The sequence below is a fragment of the Nocardia lasii genome, assembly GCF_042658545.1.
In the GTDB taxonomy this organism is placed as follows: domain Bacteria; phylum Actinomycetota; class Actinomycetes; order Mycobacteriales; family Mycobacteriaceae; genus Nocardia; species Nocardia lasii.
In genome coordinates this window covers 325,568-341,864 of the sequence record NZ_JBHSQN010000003.1, presented here as the reverse complement: position 1 = coordinate 341,864, position 16,297 = coordinate 325,568, and the positions used below count along the sequence as shown (strand labels likewise).

The 16,297-nt window shown below is 69.0% G+C and carries 14 protein-coding genes and 1 pseudogene; 11 read left to right on the top strand and 4 right to left on the bottom strand.

All coding sequences use genetic code 11. The annotated features are described in order from the left end of the window. The first annotated feature begins 104 nt into the window (after positions 1-104). On the top strand, positions 105-1,781 hold the full coding sequence (locus ACFP3H_RS09385; protein WP_378602546.1) for a DEAD/DEAH box helicase: 1,677 nt from the start codon (positions 105-107) through the stop codon (positions 1,779-1,781). Positions 1,782-1,880: 99 nt separating this feature from the next. Here ACFP3H_RS09385 and ACFP3H_RS09380 read toward each other — a convergent pair whose 3' ends face one another. Then, the gene (locus tag ACFP3H_RS09380) at positions 1,881-2,753 is read right to left on the bottom strand and encodes a helix-turn-helix transcriptional regulator (RefSeq protein WP_378602543.1); all 873 of its coding nucleotides are present in this window, start codon (positions 2,751-2,753) and stop codon (positions 1,881-1,883) included. 100 nt (positions 2,754-2,853) lie between these two features. Here ACFP3H_RS09380 and ACFP3H_RS09375 point away from each other — a divergent pair, with 100 nt between their 5' ends. The 3 genes and pseudogenes from ACFP3H_RS09375 to rnhA form a co-directional block, all read left to right on the top strand. After that, the gene (locus ACFP3H_RS09375) at positions 2,854-3,390 is read left to right on the top strand and encodes a YceI family protein (protein ID WP_378602540.1); all 537 of its coding nucleotides are present in this window, start codon (positions 2,854-2,856) and stop codon (positions 3,388-3,390) included. A gap of 100 nt (positions 3,391-3,490) precedes the next feature. Further along, complete coding sequence (locus ACFP3H_RS09370) at positions 3,491-3,718, top strand: DUF3107 domain-containing protein (RefSeq protein ID WP_378602537.1); 228 nt, start codon at positions 3,491-3,493, stop codon at positions 3,716-3,718. Between the two features lie 107 nt (positions 3,719-3,825). Beyond that, positions 3,826-4,254 (top strand): annotated as a pseudogene (gene rnhA, locus ACFP3H_RS09365) (ribonuclease HI); the annotation flags it as partial. 417 nt (positions 4,255-4,671) lie between these two features. Here the strand turns inward: rnhA and ACFP3H_RS09360 are convergent. Further along, a complete protein-coding gene (locus ACFP3H_RS09360; RefSeq protein WP_378602534.1) occupies positions 4,672-5,349 on the bottom strand; it encodes a TetR/AcrR family transcriptional regulator in 678 nt (225 codons plus the stop codon). A gap of 195 nt (positions 5,350-5,544) precedes the next feature. On the opposite strand from ACFP3H_RS09360, the gene ACFP3H_RS09355 reads away from it, so the two are divergent. From ACFP3H_RS09355 to ACFP3H_RS09325, 7 genes are all read left to right on the top strand, one after another. Beyond that, complete coding sequence (locus ACFP3H_RS09355) at positions 5,545-6,633, top strand: DUF3152 domain-containing protein (protein ID WP_378602531.1); 1,089 nt, start codon at positions 5,545-5,547, stop codon at positions 6,631-6,633. A 116-nt stretch (positions 6,634-6,749) separates the two neighbouring features. Continuing rightward, the gene (gene moeZ / locus ACFP3H_RS09350; RefSeq protein WP_378602528.1) at positions 6,750-7,931 is read left to right on the top strand and encodes an adenylyltransferase/sulfurtransferase MoeZ; all 1,182 of its coding nucleotides are present in this window, start codon (positions 6,750-6,752) and stop codon (positions 7,929-7,931) included. A gap of 95 nt (positions 7,932-8,026) precedes the next feature. Beyond that, positions 8,027-8,878, top strand: a complete 852-nt coding sequence (locus tag ACFP3H_RS09345) for a TIGR02569 family protein (protein WP_378602525.1) — start codon at positions 8,027-8,029, stop codon at positions 8,876-8,878. 141 nt (positions 8,879-9,019) lie between these two features. Continuing rightward, positions 9,020-10,864 carry an SCO2524 family protein gene (locus tag ACFP3H_RS09340; RefSeq protein ID WP_378602522.1) on the top strand — a complete coding sequence of 615 codons (1,845 nt, stop codon included), beginning with the start codon at positions 9,020-9,022 and terminating at the stop codon, positions 10,862-10,864. A gap of 4 nt (positions 10,865-10,868) precedes the next feature. Beyond that, entirely contained in the window at positions 10,869-11,789 is a 921-nt protein-coding gene (locus tag ACFP3H_RS09335; protein ID WP_378602519.1) for an SCO2523 family variant P-loop protein, read from the top strand. Between the two features lie 10 nt (positions 11,790-11,799). Beyond that, the gene (locus ACFP3H_RS09330; protein ID WP_378602516.1) at positions 11,800-12,795 is read left to right on the top strand and encodes an SCO2522 family protein; all 996 of its coding nucleotides are present in this window, start codon (positions 11,800-11,802) and stop codon (positions 12,793-12,795) included. Positions 12,796-12,812: 17 nt separating this feature from the next. Next, positions 12,813-13,781, top strand: coding sequence for an SCO2521 family protein (locus ACFP3H_RS09325; RefSeq protein WP_378602513.1), 969 nt, complete (start codon positions 12,813-12,815; stop codon positions 13,779-13,781). On the opposite strand, the gene ACFP3H_RS09320 is transcribed toward ACFP3H_RS09325, so the two are convergent. Further along, positions 13,782-14,633 carry a hypothetical protein gene (locus tag ACFP3H_RS09320; RefSeq protein ID WP_378602510.1) on the bottom strand — a complete coding sequence of 284 codons (852 nt, stop codon included), beginning with the start codon at positions 14,631-14,633 and terminating at the stop codon, positions 13,782-13,784. It abuts the gene before it with no gap. Positions 14,634-14,785: 152 nt separating this feature from the next. Beyond that, positions 14,786-16,267, bottom strand: a complete 1,482-nt coding sequence (locus ACFP3H_RS09315; RefSeq protein WP_378602507.1) for an MFS transporter — start codon at positions 16,265-16,267, stop codon at positions 14,786-14,788. Between the last annotated feature and the right edge of the window lie 30 nt (positions 16,268-16,297).

Below are 16,297 nucleotides of genomic sequence, written 5' to 3'. Positions count from 1 at the left end.
CTGGTCGGCGATGGTTATCCGGCGCAGGCCCGGTGAATATCACAGGCGGATATGTGGTCGTCGCGGGCCGACCGGCCCGCCCCACCTCGTGCGTGCGAGATGCAATGACGAGGAAGGCACGAACACTGAGCAAGATCACTGTCGAACAGGAACCCGGCGTGGCCGACACACTCCTGACGGCCGAACTGGACACCACTCATATCCCGCCGAGTTTCGCCGAATTGGGCGTGCGCGAAGAAATCGTGCGCGCGCTCGGCGAGATCGGGATCGAACGCACCTTCGCGATTCAGGAACTCACCCTGCCGCTGGCGCTGGCCGGCGAGGATCTCATCGGCCAGGCCCGCACCGGCATGGGCAAGACCTTCGGGTTCGGCGTGCCGCTGCTGCACCGCGTCGCCACCGCCGACACCGGCACCACCCCGCTCGACGGCACCCCCCGCGCGCTGGTCATCGTGCCCACCCGTGAGCTGTGCATCCAGGTCAGCAAGGACCTGGAGAACGCGAGCAAGTACCTGACCAACCACAAGGGCCCGCTCAAGGTCGCCGCCATCTACGGTGGGCGCCCCTACGACACCCAGATCGCCGCCCTGCGCGACGGCGTCGACGTGGTCGTCGGCACCCCGGGACGCCTGCTGGACCTGGCCAACCAGAACCACCTCATCCTCGGCAAGATCGGCGTGCTCGTCCTCGACGAAGCCGACGAGATGCTCGACCTCGGCTTCCTGCCCGATATCGAGCGCATCCTGTCGATGGTGCCCGACAAGCGTCAGACGATGCTGTTCTCGGCCACCATGCCGGGCCCGATCATCACCCTGGCCCGCACCTTCCTGACCAAGCCGACGCACATCCGCGCCGAGCTGGCCAACGACTCCGCGGTGCACGACCGCACCGAGCAGTTCGTCTACCGCGCCCACGCGATGGACAAGGCCGAACTGGTCGCGCGCGTGTTGCAGGCCGAGTCGCGTGGCGCGACGATGATCTTCACCCGCACCAAGCGCACCGCGCAGAAGGTGGCCGACGATCTCGCCGAGCGCGGGTTCAATGTCGGCGCCGTGCACGGCGACCTCGGCCAGATCGCCCGGGAGAAGGCGCTGACCAAGTTCCGCAAGGGCGGCATCGACGTGCTCGTCGCCACCGATGTGGCCGCGCGCGGTATCGACATCGACGACGTCACCCACGTCATCAACTACCAGTGCCCCGAGGACGAGAAGACCTACGTGCACCGCATCGGCCGCACCGGTCGCGCGGGCCGCACGGGTGTCGCGATCACCCTCATCGACTGGGACGAGCTGCACCGCTGGGAGTCGATCAACAAGGCGCTCGGACTGAACATGTCCGACCCCGCCGAGACCTACTCGCGCTCGCCGCACCTCTACAGCGACCTCGGCATCCCCGAGGGCATCACCGGCGTGATCCGCAAGAAGGCCCCCGCCCGGGACGAGGACGCCGTGGTCGAGGAGCGCACCGAGCGCCCCAAGTCCACCCGCAGCCGCCGTCGCACCCGCGCGGGCACCCCGATCACCGAGGGTGCGGAGTCGACCACCGACACGGTGGAAACCTCCGACGACACGGCCGACGGCGACAAGCCCGCCCGCCGCAGGCGTTCACGCCGCCGCAAGCCCGCCGAGAACGGCGAATCGGGCGCCACCGAGGCCTCGACCGACGCACCCGAGCAGGCCCCCGCCGAAGGCGACGACCAGCCCAAACCGGCCCGCCGCCGCCGTCGCCGCAAGCCCGCCGACTCCGCCACCGCCGAGTCCACGGCCACCGTCGACGCCTGAGTCGTCACTCCGGCGCCATCGCGCAACCACGGACCGCTGCCCACGTGAGAATTCACGTGCGCAGCGGTCCGTGCTGTTTCTGCCTCGACCTCGCGCGGACTACTCGCCCGAGGCGCGGTGGTGGATCAGGCGCAATTCCGTTGTGCGGGCGGCGGTTTCGCGGGGGAGCCAGATTACTACCTGTTGGTCTTTTTCGGCGGCGAGGGTTTGGACGGTGTAGGTGAGGGTGCCTCGGGTGGGGTGTTCGAAGCCGAGGAGGGTGGGGGTGTCTTCGGCCAGGCGGTGGGGTTGCCAGCGGTGGGCGAATTCGGGTTCGGTGAGCAGGGTGGTGATGACGTCGGCTACGCGTTCGTCGTCGGGGCGGCGTAGGCGGGTGCGGGCCAGTTGGTCGGCGAGGTGGTCGGCGAACTGGGGCCAGTCGGTGACGGTGGTGCGGGCCAGGGGGTGGCGGAAGGTCCAGACGGCCAGGTTGACCTGGTCGGGGTTGTCGAGCAGGCCCAGTGGGGTGGCCAGGTCGGCCCACGCGCTGTTCCAGGCGAGGACGTTGGCGCGGGGGCCCAGCGCGAAGGCGGGGGTGGGGGTGAGTGAGTCGAGGACGCCGCGGATGGCAGCGGGGACCCGATCGAGTTCGGGGTCGAAAGCCGTACTGGGGCAGCGTGCTTCGCAACTGCTGGTCAGTGCGAGCCACCCGAAATGGGCGCGTTCGGTGTCGTTGAAACGCAGGGCGCCTGCCAGGGCGTCCACGACCGACATCGACGGATTGGTGTCGCGGCCCTGTTCGAGGCGGGCCAGGTAGTCCGCGCTCACCCCGGCCAGCACCGCGACCTCCTCGCGCCGCAGGCCGGGCGTGCGTCGCCTGCCGCCGCCGGGTAGGCCGACCTCGTCGGGGGTCAGTTCGGCCCGGCGCGCGATGAGCAGTTCCGCGAACGCCGAACGAGCCGCTGTCCGATCCGTCATGTCCTCGCCTGCCATGCTTCGATAGTGCCCGTCGCGGCCGCTGCCAGCCACGCCCTGCCAGGACCAGGATAGTCGCGGTCTGGCTAACGGACCGCGGTCCGGTCAGGGTGGAGTCATGACTTCCTCGACACAGACCCAGCAGCTCGCGGCCGGATCCTGGGCGCTCGACGCCGCCCACTCCTCGGTCTCGTTCACCGTGCGCCACCTCGGCATCGCGAAGGTGCGCGGCGGGTTCACCCGGTTCGAGACCGAGTTCGTCGTCGACGAGACCGGCGCGGCCACCCTCGGCGCCACCATCGACCTCGACTCCTTCGACACCGCCAACCCCGACCGCGACGCCCACATCCGCCAGGCCGACTTCCTCGACGTCGCCAACCGCCCGACCCTGAGTTTCCGTGCGACCCAACCGGTTCGGGTCGCGGAGACCTTCACCGTCACCGGTGAGGCCACCCTCGGCGACATCACCAAGCAGCTGACCCTCGACGTCGAATGGGGCGGCGTCGCCGACTTCGCCGACGGCACCCGCCACGCCGGCTTCTCCGCCACCGGCGCCATCAAGCGCTCCGACTTCGGCGTCGGCGTTCCCATGCCGGGCATGCTGTCGGACACCGTGAAGATCGAATTGGAGATCGAACTGATCGAGCCCGCGTGATCTCGTTCGCTCACAGCGCAGGCGGCTCTCACACCGGCTTCGGACCCCTGCACTAACCTGGGAGTCGACAACACAGGACTCTTACGTTCGGAGGTTGGCCGTGGAGGTCAAGATCGGTATTTCGGATAGCCCGCGAGAGCTCGTCATCAACAGTGCGCAGACCCCTGACGAGATCGAGGCGCTGGTTTCCGATGCGCTGAGTGGCTCCGCCGGCGTCGTGTCGCTCACCGACGAGAAGGGTCGCAAGTTCCTGATCCAGGCCGCGAAGGTCGCCTACGTGGAGATCGGTTCCCCGGCCACCGGCCGCGTGGGCTTCGCCACGGTGTAATACCCGAGCGTCGACTGTGCCCCGTCATCGACCGCGATGACGGGGCACAGTTCTCTCTGCCGTCGCGCCAACGGATTTCGCACGGGCGTTATCCTCGTGCGGTGGATGTGGTGATCTACACCGACGGGGCGTGCAGCCCGAACCCCGGCCCCGGCGGATGGGGCGCCGTCCTGCGTCACGGCGAGCACGAGAAGGAGCTCTACGGCTCCGACCCCGGGCCCACCACCAACAACCGGATGGAACTCACCGCCCCGCTGCGAGCGCTGCGGGCACTGAAACGCCGCTCGACGGTGATCATCTACACCGACAGCACCTACGTGCGCGACGGCATCACCAAATGGGTGCACGGCTGGCAGCGCAACGGCTGGATGACCTCCGCGCGCGCACCGGTGAAGAACGCCGATCTGTGGCGCGAACTCGTCGCCGTATGCGCCGAGCACGACGTGGAATGGCGCTGGGTCAAAGGCCACGCCGGAGATCCCGGCAACGAACACGCCGACCGCCTCGCTGTCCGCGGTTCCGTCGAAGCGGGAGGCTCCGCGGAGCAGCCGGGCCGCGCGCCCCGCAACGACCGCCCGAAGACGCCGAAACCCGCGGCGGGTACCCCGTCATCCGGTTCGTGCGGTGCGGTCACCAGAAGGGGTGCGCCCTGCGGGATCGGGGCCAACCCGTCCGGCCTGTGCCACCTGCACGATCCCGCGCTGCAATGTGGTGCGCTGAATGCCAAGGGCAAGCGCTGCGGCGTCGCCACCGGCGGGGGTCGCTGTGGAAAGCATCAGGGCGCGGCGGACGCCGGGTTGCCGGGCATGTGAACAGCCAGACTCAGCCGACGCGGCCGCTGTCGCTCCCGGTACGCGACAACTGATTCCATACGAACATGGGTAACTCGCCGGGTACGCCCAGAACGTGACCCGCGCGATACCGCAGCACCGATCGGGAACGTGGTGCGGCTCTCAGCTGTCGGCAGAATCCCCGGAGAGGCGGATCGGCACGTGCTTGAGGCCGCCCCAGGCGAGGGAGACGGTGGTGTCGACGGCTTCGTCCTTGGGGACGGGGCGGTCGGCTTCGAGCCAGTAGCGGGCCGAGAACTGGCTGGCGCCAACGAGACTCACGGCCAGGATGCGGGCGCGGTAGGGGTCGAGGCCCGAGTCGTGGGCTACCAGGTCGAAGACCGCGTCGACGCAGGCCTCGGTGGCCTGTTCTACGCGGCGCTGGACCTGCGGTTCGCTGGTGAGGTCGGACTCGAAGACCAGGCGGAAGCCCTGCATCTCGTTGTCGACGAAATCGAAGTAGGCGGCGACGGCGGCGCGCACGCGCTGCTTGTTGTCGGTGGTGGAGCGCAGCGCCTGGCGCACGCTCGACACCAGGATGTCGACGTAGTTCTGCAGCACCGCCAGGTACAGCTCGAGCTTGCTGGCGAAGTGTTGGTACAGCACCGGCTTGCTGACGCCGGCCACCTGGGAGATCTCGTCCATACCGGCCGAGTGGTACCCGCGCTGGACGAAGACCTCGCTGGCGGCGAGCAGGAGCTGCTGGCGGCGTTCGTCACGGGGCAGGCGGGTGCCGCGCTTGGCCGGGACCGTCTCCGGCACCGATCGGCGCGAGGGCATGCGGTCCACGAGGTCAGTCATCTCTGCTCTCTTAGTCGTTTCCCGCGGCCGCCGATGTGGGCCTCGGGTATCCCAAGAACGATACTCGCAACGTGTTCACCCTGCGTCTCGCCCTGGAAATGTCCTACCAGGCCCGGGAGTTCGCCGGGCCGTAACCGGGGGAACTACCTCGCACCGCCCGCACGGTCGATTTGCCCACTGTGAGAATCTGGTGCGGTGACCGACCGCGCGGACGACCATCCCGGCGGCGGGCGCGATGTCGCTCGTCCCACGCAACCCTCCGAATCCGGTGCCGACTCCTCGGCGCCGCAGGGTCGGGAAGTGCAGGTCTATGACCCGCTCGGGCTGTATCAGCCCGCGGACCGCTCTCGCCAGCCCCTCCGTGCCCGCTGGGACCCCACCGACAGCGACAACGGGCGCCCACGCAGCCCGCAGCGCGACGCCAAGAAGCAGAGCGCGCTGGGTCGATTCGTCTCCGCCTACGGGTGGCGGGCCTACGCGCTGCCGGTGCTGTTGGCCATCACCGCGATCGTGGTCGTGGACGCGGTGCGCACCGGTCCGCTGACCGCGCCGCTGGATCCCGGCTTCGGCACGCTGAGTCCGAAGGTGGCCCAGTCGGGCATCATCGGCGCACCGCCCGGCGACGGGAAGTTCCCGGCGAATCTGCCGTTGGGCGCGCTGCCGGAGGGCGGCGAGTTCGTCGAACGGGCCGCGGGGACCTGGCATATCGTGCCCGGCACCACCGCGCAGGTCGGGCTCGGCCGTGAACGCGTGTTCCGCTACACCGTCGAGGTCGAGGACGGGATCGACACCACCCCGTTCGGCGGCGACATCGCCGTGGCGAAGATGGTGGAGACCACCCTGGCCAACCCGAAGAGCTGGACCAACGACCCCAAGTTCGGTTTCCAGCGGGTGGACGCGGGCCCGGTCGACTTCCGCCTCTCGCTCACCTCCCGCGACACCACCCGCGCCTCGTGCGGCTTCGAGATCCCGATCGACTCCTCCTGCTACAACGCCGACCTCGACCGCGTGGTGCTCTCGGAGGTCCGCTGGGTGCGCGGAGCGCTGGCCTTCGACGGCGACATCGGCTCCTACCGGCAGTACCAGATCAACCACGAGGTCGGCCACGCCATCGGCTACCACGGCCACCAGCCGTGCGAGAACGACGGCGGCCTGGCCCCGGTGATGATGCAGCAGACCTTCGGCACCGACAACAACGACATCGCCGCGCTCGACCCGCACGGTGTGGTCCCCGCCGACGGCAAGAGCTGCCGGTTCAACCCCTGGCCCTACCCGCGCGGGTAGTGGCGTGGCCCATGCGGGACCATGGGCGGGAAGAACAGCGCGGCGGGTCTGGTTGTAGTCAGCAGAACGACCATCGGTTTGCGGCGCCAGCCGCCAATGAACACAGGAGTTCCTACGTGACTTCCCATGGGACGTTGCCGCCGCTCGTAGAGCCGGCGGCGGAACTGACCAAGGACGAGATCGCCCGCTACAGCAGGCACCTGATCATCCCCGATCTGGGCGTCGACGGTCAGAAGCGGTTGAAGAACGCCAAGGTGCTCGTGATCGGCGCGGGCGGCCTCGGCTCGCCCGCCCTGCTGTACCTGGCCGCGGCCGGGGTCGGCACGCTCGGCATCGTCGAGTTCGACGAGGTCGACGCGTCCAACCTGCAGCGCCAGATCATCCACGGCGAATCCGATATCGGTCGCCCCAAGGCCGACAGTGCGCGCGATTCCATCCTGGAGATCAACTCCGGGCTCACGGTCAACCTGCACAAGATCCGCCTCGAACCCGAGAACGCGGTCGAACTGTTCGCCGAGTACGACCTGATCGTCGACGGCACCGACAACTTCGCCACCCGCTACCTGGTCAACGACGCCGCCGTGCTCGCGGGCAAGCCCTATGTGTGGGGCTCGATCTACCGCTTCGAGGGTCAGGTGTCGGTGTTCTGGGAGGACGCCCCCGACGGTCGCGGCATCAACTACCGCGACCTGTACCCGGAGGCCCCGCCGCCGGGCATGGTCCCGTCCTGCGCCGAGGGCGGCGTGCTGGGCGTGCTGTGCGCCTCGATCGGGTCGATCATGGTGACCGAGGCGATCAAGCTCATCACCGGCATCGGCGAGACACTGCTGGGCCGCCTGATGGTTTACGACGCACTCGACATGAACTACCGCACCATCAAGCTGCGTCGCGACCCGCAGCGTCAGCCGATCACCGAACTGATCGACTACGACGCGTTCTGCGGGGTGGTGTCGGAGGAGGGCATGGCCGCCGCGGCCGGGTCGACCGTCACCGCCGCCGAGCTCAAGGACCTGCTCGACGCGGACAAGGTCGAACTGATCGACGTGCGCGAACCGGTGGAGTGGGACATCGTCCACATCGCGGGCGCGACGCTGATCCCCAAGGACCGCATCCTGTCCGGTGAGGCGCTGGCCGAACTGCCCCAGCACAAGCCGATCGTGCTGCACTGCAAGACCGGCATCCGCTCGGCCGAGGCGTTGGCCGCGCTCAAGCGGGCCGGGTTCGCCGACGCCACGCATCTGCAGGGCGGCGTGGTCGCGTGGGCCAAGCAGGTCGACCCGTCGCTGCCGATCTACTGATCCGCGCGCGCCGTAGATTGCGGTGAGGTCGCGAAGTGGACAGTCACAGCGTGCCTCGGGCCGTCATCGGTGATCGCGGGGTTACGGTACGGCCCGTGACCTCAGTCGAACCTCCCGAGCATGTGCGAGCCACATTCGGGCTTCGCGAAGTGACACCGGTCCCGCTCGGTGACTGGGACGGTGGCTGGCGCATGGGTGATGTGGTGCTCAGCCCCGTGGCCGATCACGCGCGGGCCGCGTGGTCGGCCAAGATCCGCGAACACCTCGCCGTCGACGGGCTGCGGGTGGCCCGTCCGGTGCGGGCCACCGACGGCCGGTATGTGGTGTCCGGGTGGCGGGCCGACACCTATGTCGACGGTGCGCCCGAGCCGCGCCACGACGAAGTCGTCTCGGTGTCGCTGCGCCTGCACAAGGCCACCGCCGAACTGGATCGGCCCCGCTTCCTGGTTCAGCCGCCGGTCGCGCCCTGGGTGGACGTGGACGTGTTCGTCGCGGCCGATCGTGCCGCCTGGGAATCGATCCCGCTGCGGACGTTGCGCGCGGGCGGCGCCCCGATCGCCACGACCCCCGACGGTCAGCGTTCCCTGGAACTGATCGGCCAGCTCTCCACCCTGCGCAAACCCGTGCGCAGCCCCGACCAGCTCGTGCACGGCGACCTGTTCGGCACCGTCCTGTTCACCGGCGCCCACACCCCCGGCCTGACCGACATCACCCCCTACTGGCGCCCCGCCGTCTGGGCCGCCGGTGTGGTGGTCGTCGACGCGCTGGCGTGGGGTGGCGGTGACGACGGTCTGCTCGACCGCTGGTCCACGCTGCCGGAATGGCCGCAGATGTTGTTGCGCGCCTTGATCTTCCGACTAGCGGTCCACGCGCTCCACCCCCGCTCCACCCCGGAAGCCTTCCCCGGCCTGGCCCGCACCGCCGATATGGTCCGTCTCTCGCTCTAGTCGCTGCCTGACCAAAGGCATTGGGACTCAACCTTTCTCGAGGTAGTCCCGTGCTATGTTCGTCGGGCATCGCCGCCATGTGTCCTGCGCCGGACCGGGGGAACCAGCGCGGCTCGTCACGAGTGGTGAGGACTGCTGCGGGTGAGAATCCAGCCGAGACAACAGATCCTGGACATCTGGGGCGCCATGCTCTCGGCCTGCTACCGGGACGAGAAGTGGCACTGGGACGGCGTGCTCGCCGCCAATTCGATCAGCGACTCCGAACAGCTGCTGTGCCTGCTGTATCCGGCCACCGAGATCGAGAGCTTCGCACTGGACCGCCCGGAGGCGATGTCCGACGACGTCATGGCGGTACTCGAGGCCTTCGGCGGGCAGACCAGGATCGGGATCACCGTGCTCGGCCTGCTCGAGGAATACCTCGAACGCAACACCGACGAGGTCGGCCTGCCCCGCTTCGACGCGGGCAGCTACCTGCGCGGTGACCACCCGCCCACCCCCGCGCAGCAGCGACTGGAAGTGGTCGACGGCTACTCGATGTCGGTGACCCTGTGCATCGCCGCGCTCGGCTTCGCCCGGGTCTTCGACCGCTGGGCGCGCACCGAACGGCGCAAGGACATCAGCGCCCGCATCGCCGTGCTGAACGAGGGGATGAGCGCCCGGTTGACCGCGGCCATGACCGGGCTGGTGCGCAGCTTCGTGGTCAACACCATGTCGGCGCGTTCGCCCGAGGGTGAGGTGCTGATCGGCATGCTCAACCAGTCGGGCCAACCCGACCGGGTGGTCGCCGACTCGGTGGCCCGCAGCCTCGAACGCGTGCGGGCCAGACTGCGCGACGACGTCTCGCTGGGCCACACCGCCGAATCCGAACTCGACGACGAGGACCTGCTGTTCGAATGCGGGTGGAGCTGGGGCGTGGTGGCGGGCGCCGACGAGGTCGACTACGTGGCCCCCGAGCTCGGCACCGGCGTCGGCTACGCCGATCCGCGCCCGTACCTGTACTTCACCATCGTCGCCCTCGACGGCATCAACGACGTGCTCTCCCAGCGCACCAGGGACCTCGACCTGCTCGACGACACCCAGTACCGCCTGGCCGAGGCGTTGCGCGTGCGCTGGGACATCACCCAGCGCTACTGGGCCACCGTCGCGCGATTCGGCACCGGAACCTGGCCGCTCGAGGACATTCCGTGGCGCACCACCGACGGCGAGGAATCGGACTACTTCAGCCTGCTCGTCTCGGCGGTGCTGATCCAGGAACTGGTGGCGCGCACGGCCTCCGATGACGACCTGACCCGCGCGATCGGCATCTTCGACGAACTCGCCCGACGCGGCCGGATCGTGCGACGGCCGACCATGGACGACCCGGCCGCCGCCCTGCACCACCCCGGCGTGCGGATCAGCCTGCACGGCAGCGAGAACGTCGACGGCGGAACACGATTGGCGTGGATCGCCTCCGACTTCGCCCCCGTGCTGCTCAAGCGCAGCTTGCAGGCCGCGCGCCTGTCGAACACCATCCCCGCCCGTGACCGGCTCATGGAGCTGGCCAAGGAGGTGATGGATCACCTGGACCGGCGGATGATCACCGACGGCACCGCCGCGGGCCTGTGGGACGTGCCCGGCGCGGTGTTCGGCGGTTCCACCTCCGACGAGGTGCGGCCGTCCTGGTACATGACCGAGCGGGTGATCGAATGCCTGGTGACCGCCGATCGCACCTTCCGCGAGGTGCCGTTGCGCTCCCCGGCGATGGTCGGGCGCGCGGTGGAACTGCTCAACGAGGCCGAGCACCTGCTCAATCAGGAGATGCTCAATGTCAGCATCGCCGACACTTCGGCCAACCGCATCACCCTCGACGGCGTCGAGGGACAGCTGGCCAGGGCCAGGCAGGTGGTCAATGTCCAACCGGGCACCGCGTTCACCCTGGCCTCGGCCGCGCTGATCGAACTCGACCGGCTCGCCTACGCGCGCCTCGACGCGACAAGGAGCAGCTGAGCCGATGATCGTGTTCGCCACTTCCGACAAGGGCGGAACGGGCCGGTCGGTGACCAGTTGCAATCTCGCCTACCGGCTCGGCATGCGCGGAATCAGCACGGCCTACCTCGATTTCGACTTCGGCTCGCCCACCGCGGGGGCGCTGTTCGAAATCGGTTCGGTCGAACGCGGCACCCGCGCGGGCAACGGCCTGCACTCGTATCTGCGCGGCCACGACAGTGTGCCGCTGCGCGTCGATGTGCGGGCGAGCACGAACCGGGAAGGGTTGCGCCGCCAGCGATCCCGGGGCGGCAAGCTGGTGCTGCTGCCCGGTGACGAGGGCGGCGGGGAGGCGATGTCGGCCAATGATCAGCAGGTGGTGCGGCGCTGTCGGGAGTTGCTGCTCGACCTGGACAGCACCTTCAAGGTGGTGATCGTCGACCTCAGCGCGGGGCGCTCGGTGGCGATGCAGCTCGCGCTGGAAGCGACTCGGCCCCAGGACATGCCGGGCAAGCAGGTGAGCTGGCTGGTGTATCACCGCTGGACCCGCCAGCACCTGATGGCCGCCCACGGCCTGGTGCACGGACCGAAGGGGCTGGTGGAGACCGGCGCCGAACTCGGGTACGCGCCCGAGGACATGCTCGCGCGAATTCGCTACGTGCGCACCGCCGTTCCCCGGGTCACCGACGAGTTCGCGGCCAGCGGCGGACCGCAGGCGGCCTGGCTGATCCGCCAGAACGACACGCTGCGGTCGCTGGCCGCGGAATTCCGGCTCGGCGCGGGCGCGCTGCTGGGGGAGACCCCGGTGGAACCGGTGTTGCAGTGGCGCGAGCAGATCGTGCTCGACGCCGATGTCAACGCGGGCATCGCGAATCGGGCCACGGTGGAGGCGTTCGAGGAATTGGCGCGGCGCCTGTGGGACCGCTCGACCTGGGTGCGTGTGTAGGGTGCCCGAGGTGACCAGTGCCTACACCGAGGCGACGGCTTCGACGCGGGTCGAGGATGTCGCGCTGTCGCACGTGTCGATCGAGGTCGGGCATTTCTACATGTCCGACCTGCTCGCGGGCGAGGAGGCGATCGCCGCCCAATTCCGCCGGGTCGCACCGCTTCTCACCGCGTTCACCGAGTTGGCGCGCCAGGAGTTCGCCGAGGCGGCGGGCGGGGCGTCGAAGGTGCGGGTGAGTACCTGCTTGCTGCTCGACGACTACTTCCAGAACGAGGGCGACCCCCGCGAGGTCGTGCCCGAGCTGCTGCGCATCGCCGCCGAGTGCGGGGTGCGGATCGACTACCTCGCCAGCGAAGCCGGCTGTGACAAGCACCTGCGCGGCCTGCACGACGAGGTGCGGGTTCCGTTGGCGCAGATGGTCGCCGACTCGATCGTGGCCGAACCGGCGCCGGGCAGCACCGGCCGTCGCCCGCCGACGGCGGAGTCGGGGTGGTTGTGCAACGGCAGCCGTTCCAGCGACCACGAGCCCGGCCACGCGATGGAGGTCAATTACCGTCCGCCGGTGGAGTTCTCGGCGCACAACCATTCGATCTTCCTCGATATCGAGATGTGGCGTGCGCGTGAGCAGCGCGACGTGCTGTGGTCGTGCCCGTTCCTGGCCTCGGTGTGGCAGCTGCTGCGCCTGGGGATGTTGCGCGATGAGGGTAAAGCCGTTGTGCGAGCGGACTACTGGGATCCAGCGCAGGAGTGGCCTGCGCGCTGGGAGCAGTTCCCGAGCGTGATCCGGGTGCAGGAGCACGCGGCCCCGTTCGCCGCGTTCCGTTCGCTGTCGCTGCTGCCGCAGCGCTACCTCGGCATCGAGCACGCGGTGCGCACGATCGTCGAGCACGTGGCGCTCGACGAGGTGGTGGTCGGCATGATCACGGCGCGGGCGCGGCAGCAGGGCGTGCCGATGACCGAGTTCGTCACCGACCGGCTCTCGCACTACTTCCTCAGTGGCGTGTGACCCGATACGCTGACGAAATGCCTTTGCGCGGTGCACCGTTGGCGCTTCTCGGCGAGGTGCGCACCGGACTGCTTCCCGAATCCGCGGCCCTGAGCAGGGGTTCGGCGGCGGAACTGCTCACCCTGGTCCGCGGTCGGCACGTGCAGTCGCGCGAGCGGCCACTGAGCTGGGCTCAGTCGCCGGTGATCCCCGAGGGCGTCGACTGTCGGCTGGCCACGCCCCAGCGGGCCAGGGTGCGCGGCGTCGGCACCGTCGCCACCCACGCCGTGGTGCGCGGCGGGCGGATCCTCCAGAGCTCGGCGCAGGCCACGGTGGTGCCCGCGCAGGGCAATCACCGTCGCGGGTGGGGCCATTACCTCGGGCGAATCGGGGTGGTCGAAATCCTCACGCGCACCACGGCGAACCTCGGCAGTCACCTGGTCGAAGGGTTCCTCGGGCCGCCCGATCTCGTGGCCCCCACCCTCGACCCCGGCGCCATCGCGGCGCGCCTGCACACCCGCGTGCGCACCGACCCGATACTCGACCAGCGCCCGCCGATCCAGACCGCCGCGTGCGGGCTGCGCTGGGCCGCGCGGATCCGGGCGGGGCAGGCGCCGAGCATGTCGTTCGTCCTGCTCGACGACGAGACGCGGCTGGCCTCGGTCGTGGTCGGCGACGAGACCGAACTGCGTGCGGTGCAACGCTTCTGCGAAGACCTCGCGACGCACGACTGGTTGCTCACGGTGCTCACCGAGGTGATCGACGAGGCCGAGATGGCGCAGCTCTCGCACAGCTCGCCCGCCCAGGTGCTCACCCCGCTGCTCGAACACCTCGTCCACCTGTGGTTGCCCGGCGCGTTCACGCCCCCGGTACTGCGCGGACTGTGGACGGGGCTCGAGGCCGATCCGGGCTTCAGCACGCAGTGGAACGCGCGCGTCGGTCAGCTGCGCGACCGGATCTCGGTGGCCACGCTCGGCGCGCTCAACCGCACCCAGTCGCGCTGGTGATCACAGCCGGAACAGTTGGCGCACCAGCAGCGCGAAGAACACCGATGTCGAGACGATGCCCGCGTACGACTCCACGATCAGCGTGTACCGCGCCAGCGCGCCGAGCGGGCCGAACTCGTCGGTGTCGGCGGGGTCGAGGAAGTTGACCAGGCACACCCGCAGCGCCGTCTCGAAGCCGATCCCGGAACTGGCTACGTAGAACACCACGACGAACACCGCGATCTCCGCGGCGATCCAGGCCAGCAGCAGAAACGGTCGATACCCGTAGCCGCACAACAGATCCGAGGCGACGCCGGGCAGTCGCCGCCAGCGCGGCGTGCGGGCCCTGGTACGCGCCCGCGCCATGTGCAACCCGCAGCGATCCTGGCCGCGCGGGTTCTCGGTGATGGTGTGCAGCCGATACGCCTGCCGGTAGGCCAGCGCCGCGTGCGCGGGCAGCCCGTGCGCCGAGAGCAGTTCGCCCAGTTCCTCGTAGACCTCGGCGAGCAGGGTCGACTGGGTGCGGCTCAGGCTCAGCGGGCCACGGAACTCCACCTCGGCGGCGAACAGCGCGGTCAGCACCGTCTCGCTGGAGAACTGGCGGCCGGCGTTGGCGGGCAGGTCGGGGTCGGCGTCACGGTAGAGCGGCGCGAACACCAGGCTGTCGCCGACCCGGCGCGTCGAGGGCGGGACGTAGTCGGCGAGGAACTGCTCGACCCGGTGATTGAGATCGTCGAGCAGTTGGTACTCGTCGCGGCTGCTGTGCCCGCGCTGGAACTCGTCGATCTCGTCGGCGTAGGCATCGGCGTGCCTGCGGATGAGGGTGGTCTTGGAGGCGACGAACTCACCCGGTCGGTCGTGGCCGTCGTACATCTCGCGTCCACCTCCCCGCCCCGGTGCAAGTCCGCCCTCGACAGTAGCGGTCGCGGCGGTGCGCGTGGTCGACAACCGTATCGAAACGTGTTGGTACACAGCAGAAGACCACGTCCGGAACCTGAGTTCCGAACGTGGTCTTCCGGTGTCGATCAGACGTTGGCGTAGGCCAGCGACGGGAGCTTGTCGGTGGCGAAGGAGGAGCGCAGGTAGAACCACCAGGTCACGCCCGCCATCAGCAGGAAGGCGCCGGCGTAGGCCCAGAAGGCGGGGGCCATGGTGCCGAAGTTGATGTTGGACAGGCGAAGTGCCTGCTGGAGGATGAAGCCGCCGAAGGCGCCGACCGCGCCGATCACACCGATCGCGGCACCGGCCTGGCGCCGGGCCGAGGCCTGGGCCTCGGTGATCTCCATGCCGTGCTCGGCGGCGTACTTCTTGGCCGTGGCGCCGAAGATCGAGGGGATCATCCGGTAGGTGGAGCCGTTACCGACGCCGGTGAGCACGAACAGCAGCAGGAACGCGGCCAGATAGAGCGGGAAGCTCTTGAGCGACAGCGCCGCCATGATCAGCGCCACCGCCACCGCCATGCCGGTGAACACGCACACGGTGATCTTGGCGCCGCCGACCTTGTCGGAGATCCAGCCACCCACCGGACGACTGAACGAACCGACGAACGCGCCGAGGAAGGCCAGGTTGCCGACCATGCTGATCCAGCCGATCGAGGCCAGGTGCGGGAAGTTGGCCTTGATCAGGGTCGGGAAGGCGAACGAGAAGCCGATGAACGAACCGAACGTGCCGATGTAGAGGAACGACATGATCCAGGTGTGCGGGTTGGTCAGGGCCAGCTTGTAGGACTTGCCGTCGGCCTTGGCCGAGACGATCGAGTCCATGTAGCGCAGCGCGCCGAACGCGGCGATCAGGATGAACGGCACCCAGACCAGGATGGCCAGGGTCAGGCCGAAGCGGTAGCCCGCGGCGTCCTTGGCCAACAGGTGCGTGCCGAGGGTGATCAGCAGCGGCGCGGCCAACTGGGTCTGGGCCACACCGAGATTGCCGCCCGCGGCGTTGATGCCCAGTGCCGCGCCCTTCTTACCCTCGGGGAAGAAGAACGAGATATTGGCCATCGAGGACGAGAAGTTACCGCCACCGACGCCGGCGAGCGCGGCCAGCAGCAGGAAGACCCACATCGGTGTGCCGGGCTGGTTGATGAAGAACGCCAGGCCCAGGGTCGGGATCAGCAGCATCGCCGCGCTGAAGACGGTGAAGGCTCGACCGCCGAACTTGGGCACCGCGAAGGTGTAGGGGATGCGCAGGGTGGCGCCGACCAGCGTCGGCACCGAGGTCAACAGCAGCGCGTTGGCCACGGCGGTGGGGTTGCCCTTGCCGAGCCCCTCCAGGAAGGTGAAGCCCGCCGCGCCCATCGCGGTCACGATGGAGCCGAACAGCACCCAGACACTGAAGCCCAGATTCTCGGCGAACACGGAGAACCACAGGTTCTTCTTGGCGGTGCGCTCACCGCCCGATTCCCAGAACTTCTGATTGTCGGGCTCCCACTGGGTGAGCCAGCGGCCCTTCTTCTGATATTCGAACGACGGGGATTCCGTCGCCTGGCCGGTGGCGGCGATTGCGGTCATCGGCTTCCTCTCGATCGAGCGCGTATGCGG

What these genes read in the sequence shown, in the direction of transcription:
- ACFP3H_RS09385 (WP_378602546.1), top strand. Translation starts at nt 105, where the DNA reads ATGACGAGGAAGGCACGAACACTGAGCAAGATCACTGTCGAACAGGAA.
- ACFP3H_RS09320 (WP_378602510.1), bottom strand. Translation starts at nt 14,633, where the DNA reads ATGTACGACGGCCACGACCGACCGGGTGAGTTCGTCGCCTCCAAGACC.
- ACFP3H_RS09360 (WP_378602534.1), bottom strand. Translation starts at nt 5,349, where the DNA reads ATGACTGACCTCGTGGACCGCATGCCCTCGCGCCGATCGGTGCCGGAG.
- ACFP3H_RS09335 (WP_378602519.1), top strand. Translation starts at nt 10,869, where the DNA reads ATGATCGTGTTCGCCACTTCCGACAAGGGCGGAACGGGCCGGTCGGTG.
- ACFP3H_RS09315 (WP_378602507.1), bottom strand. Translation starts at nt 16,267, where the DNA reads ATGACCGCAATCGCCGCCACCGGCCAGGCGACGGAATCCCCGTCGTTC.
- ACFP3H_RS09380 (WP_378602543.1), bottom strand. Translation starts at nt 2,753, where the DNA reads ATGGCAGGCGAGGACATGACGGATCGGACAGCGGCTCGTTCGGCGTTC.
- ACFP3H_RS09375 (WP_378602540.1), top strand. Translation starts at nt 2,854, where the DNA reads ATGACTTCCTCGACACAGACCCAGCAGCTCGCGGCCGGATCCTGGGCG.
- ACFP3H_RS09325 (WP_378602513.1), top strand. Translation starts at nt 12,813, where the DNA reads ATGCCTTTGCGCGGTGCACCGTTGGCGCTTCTCGGCGAGGTGCGCACC.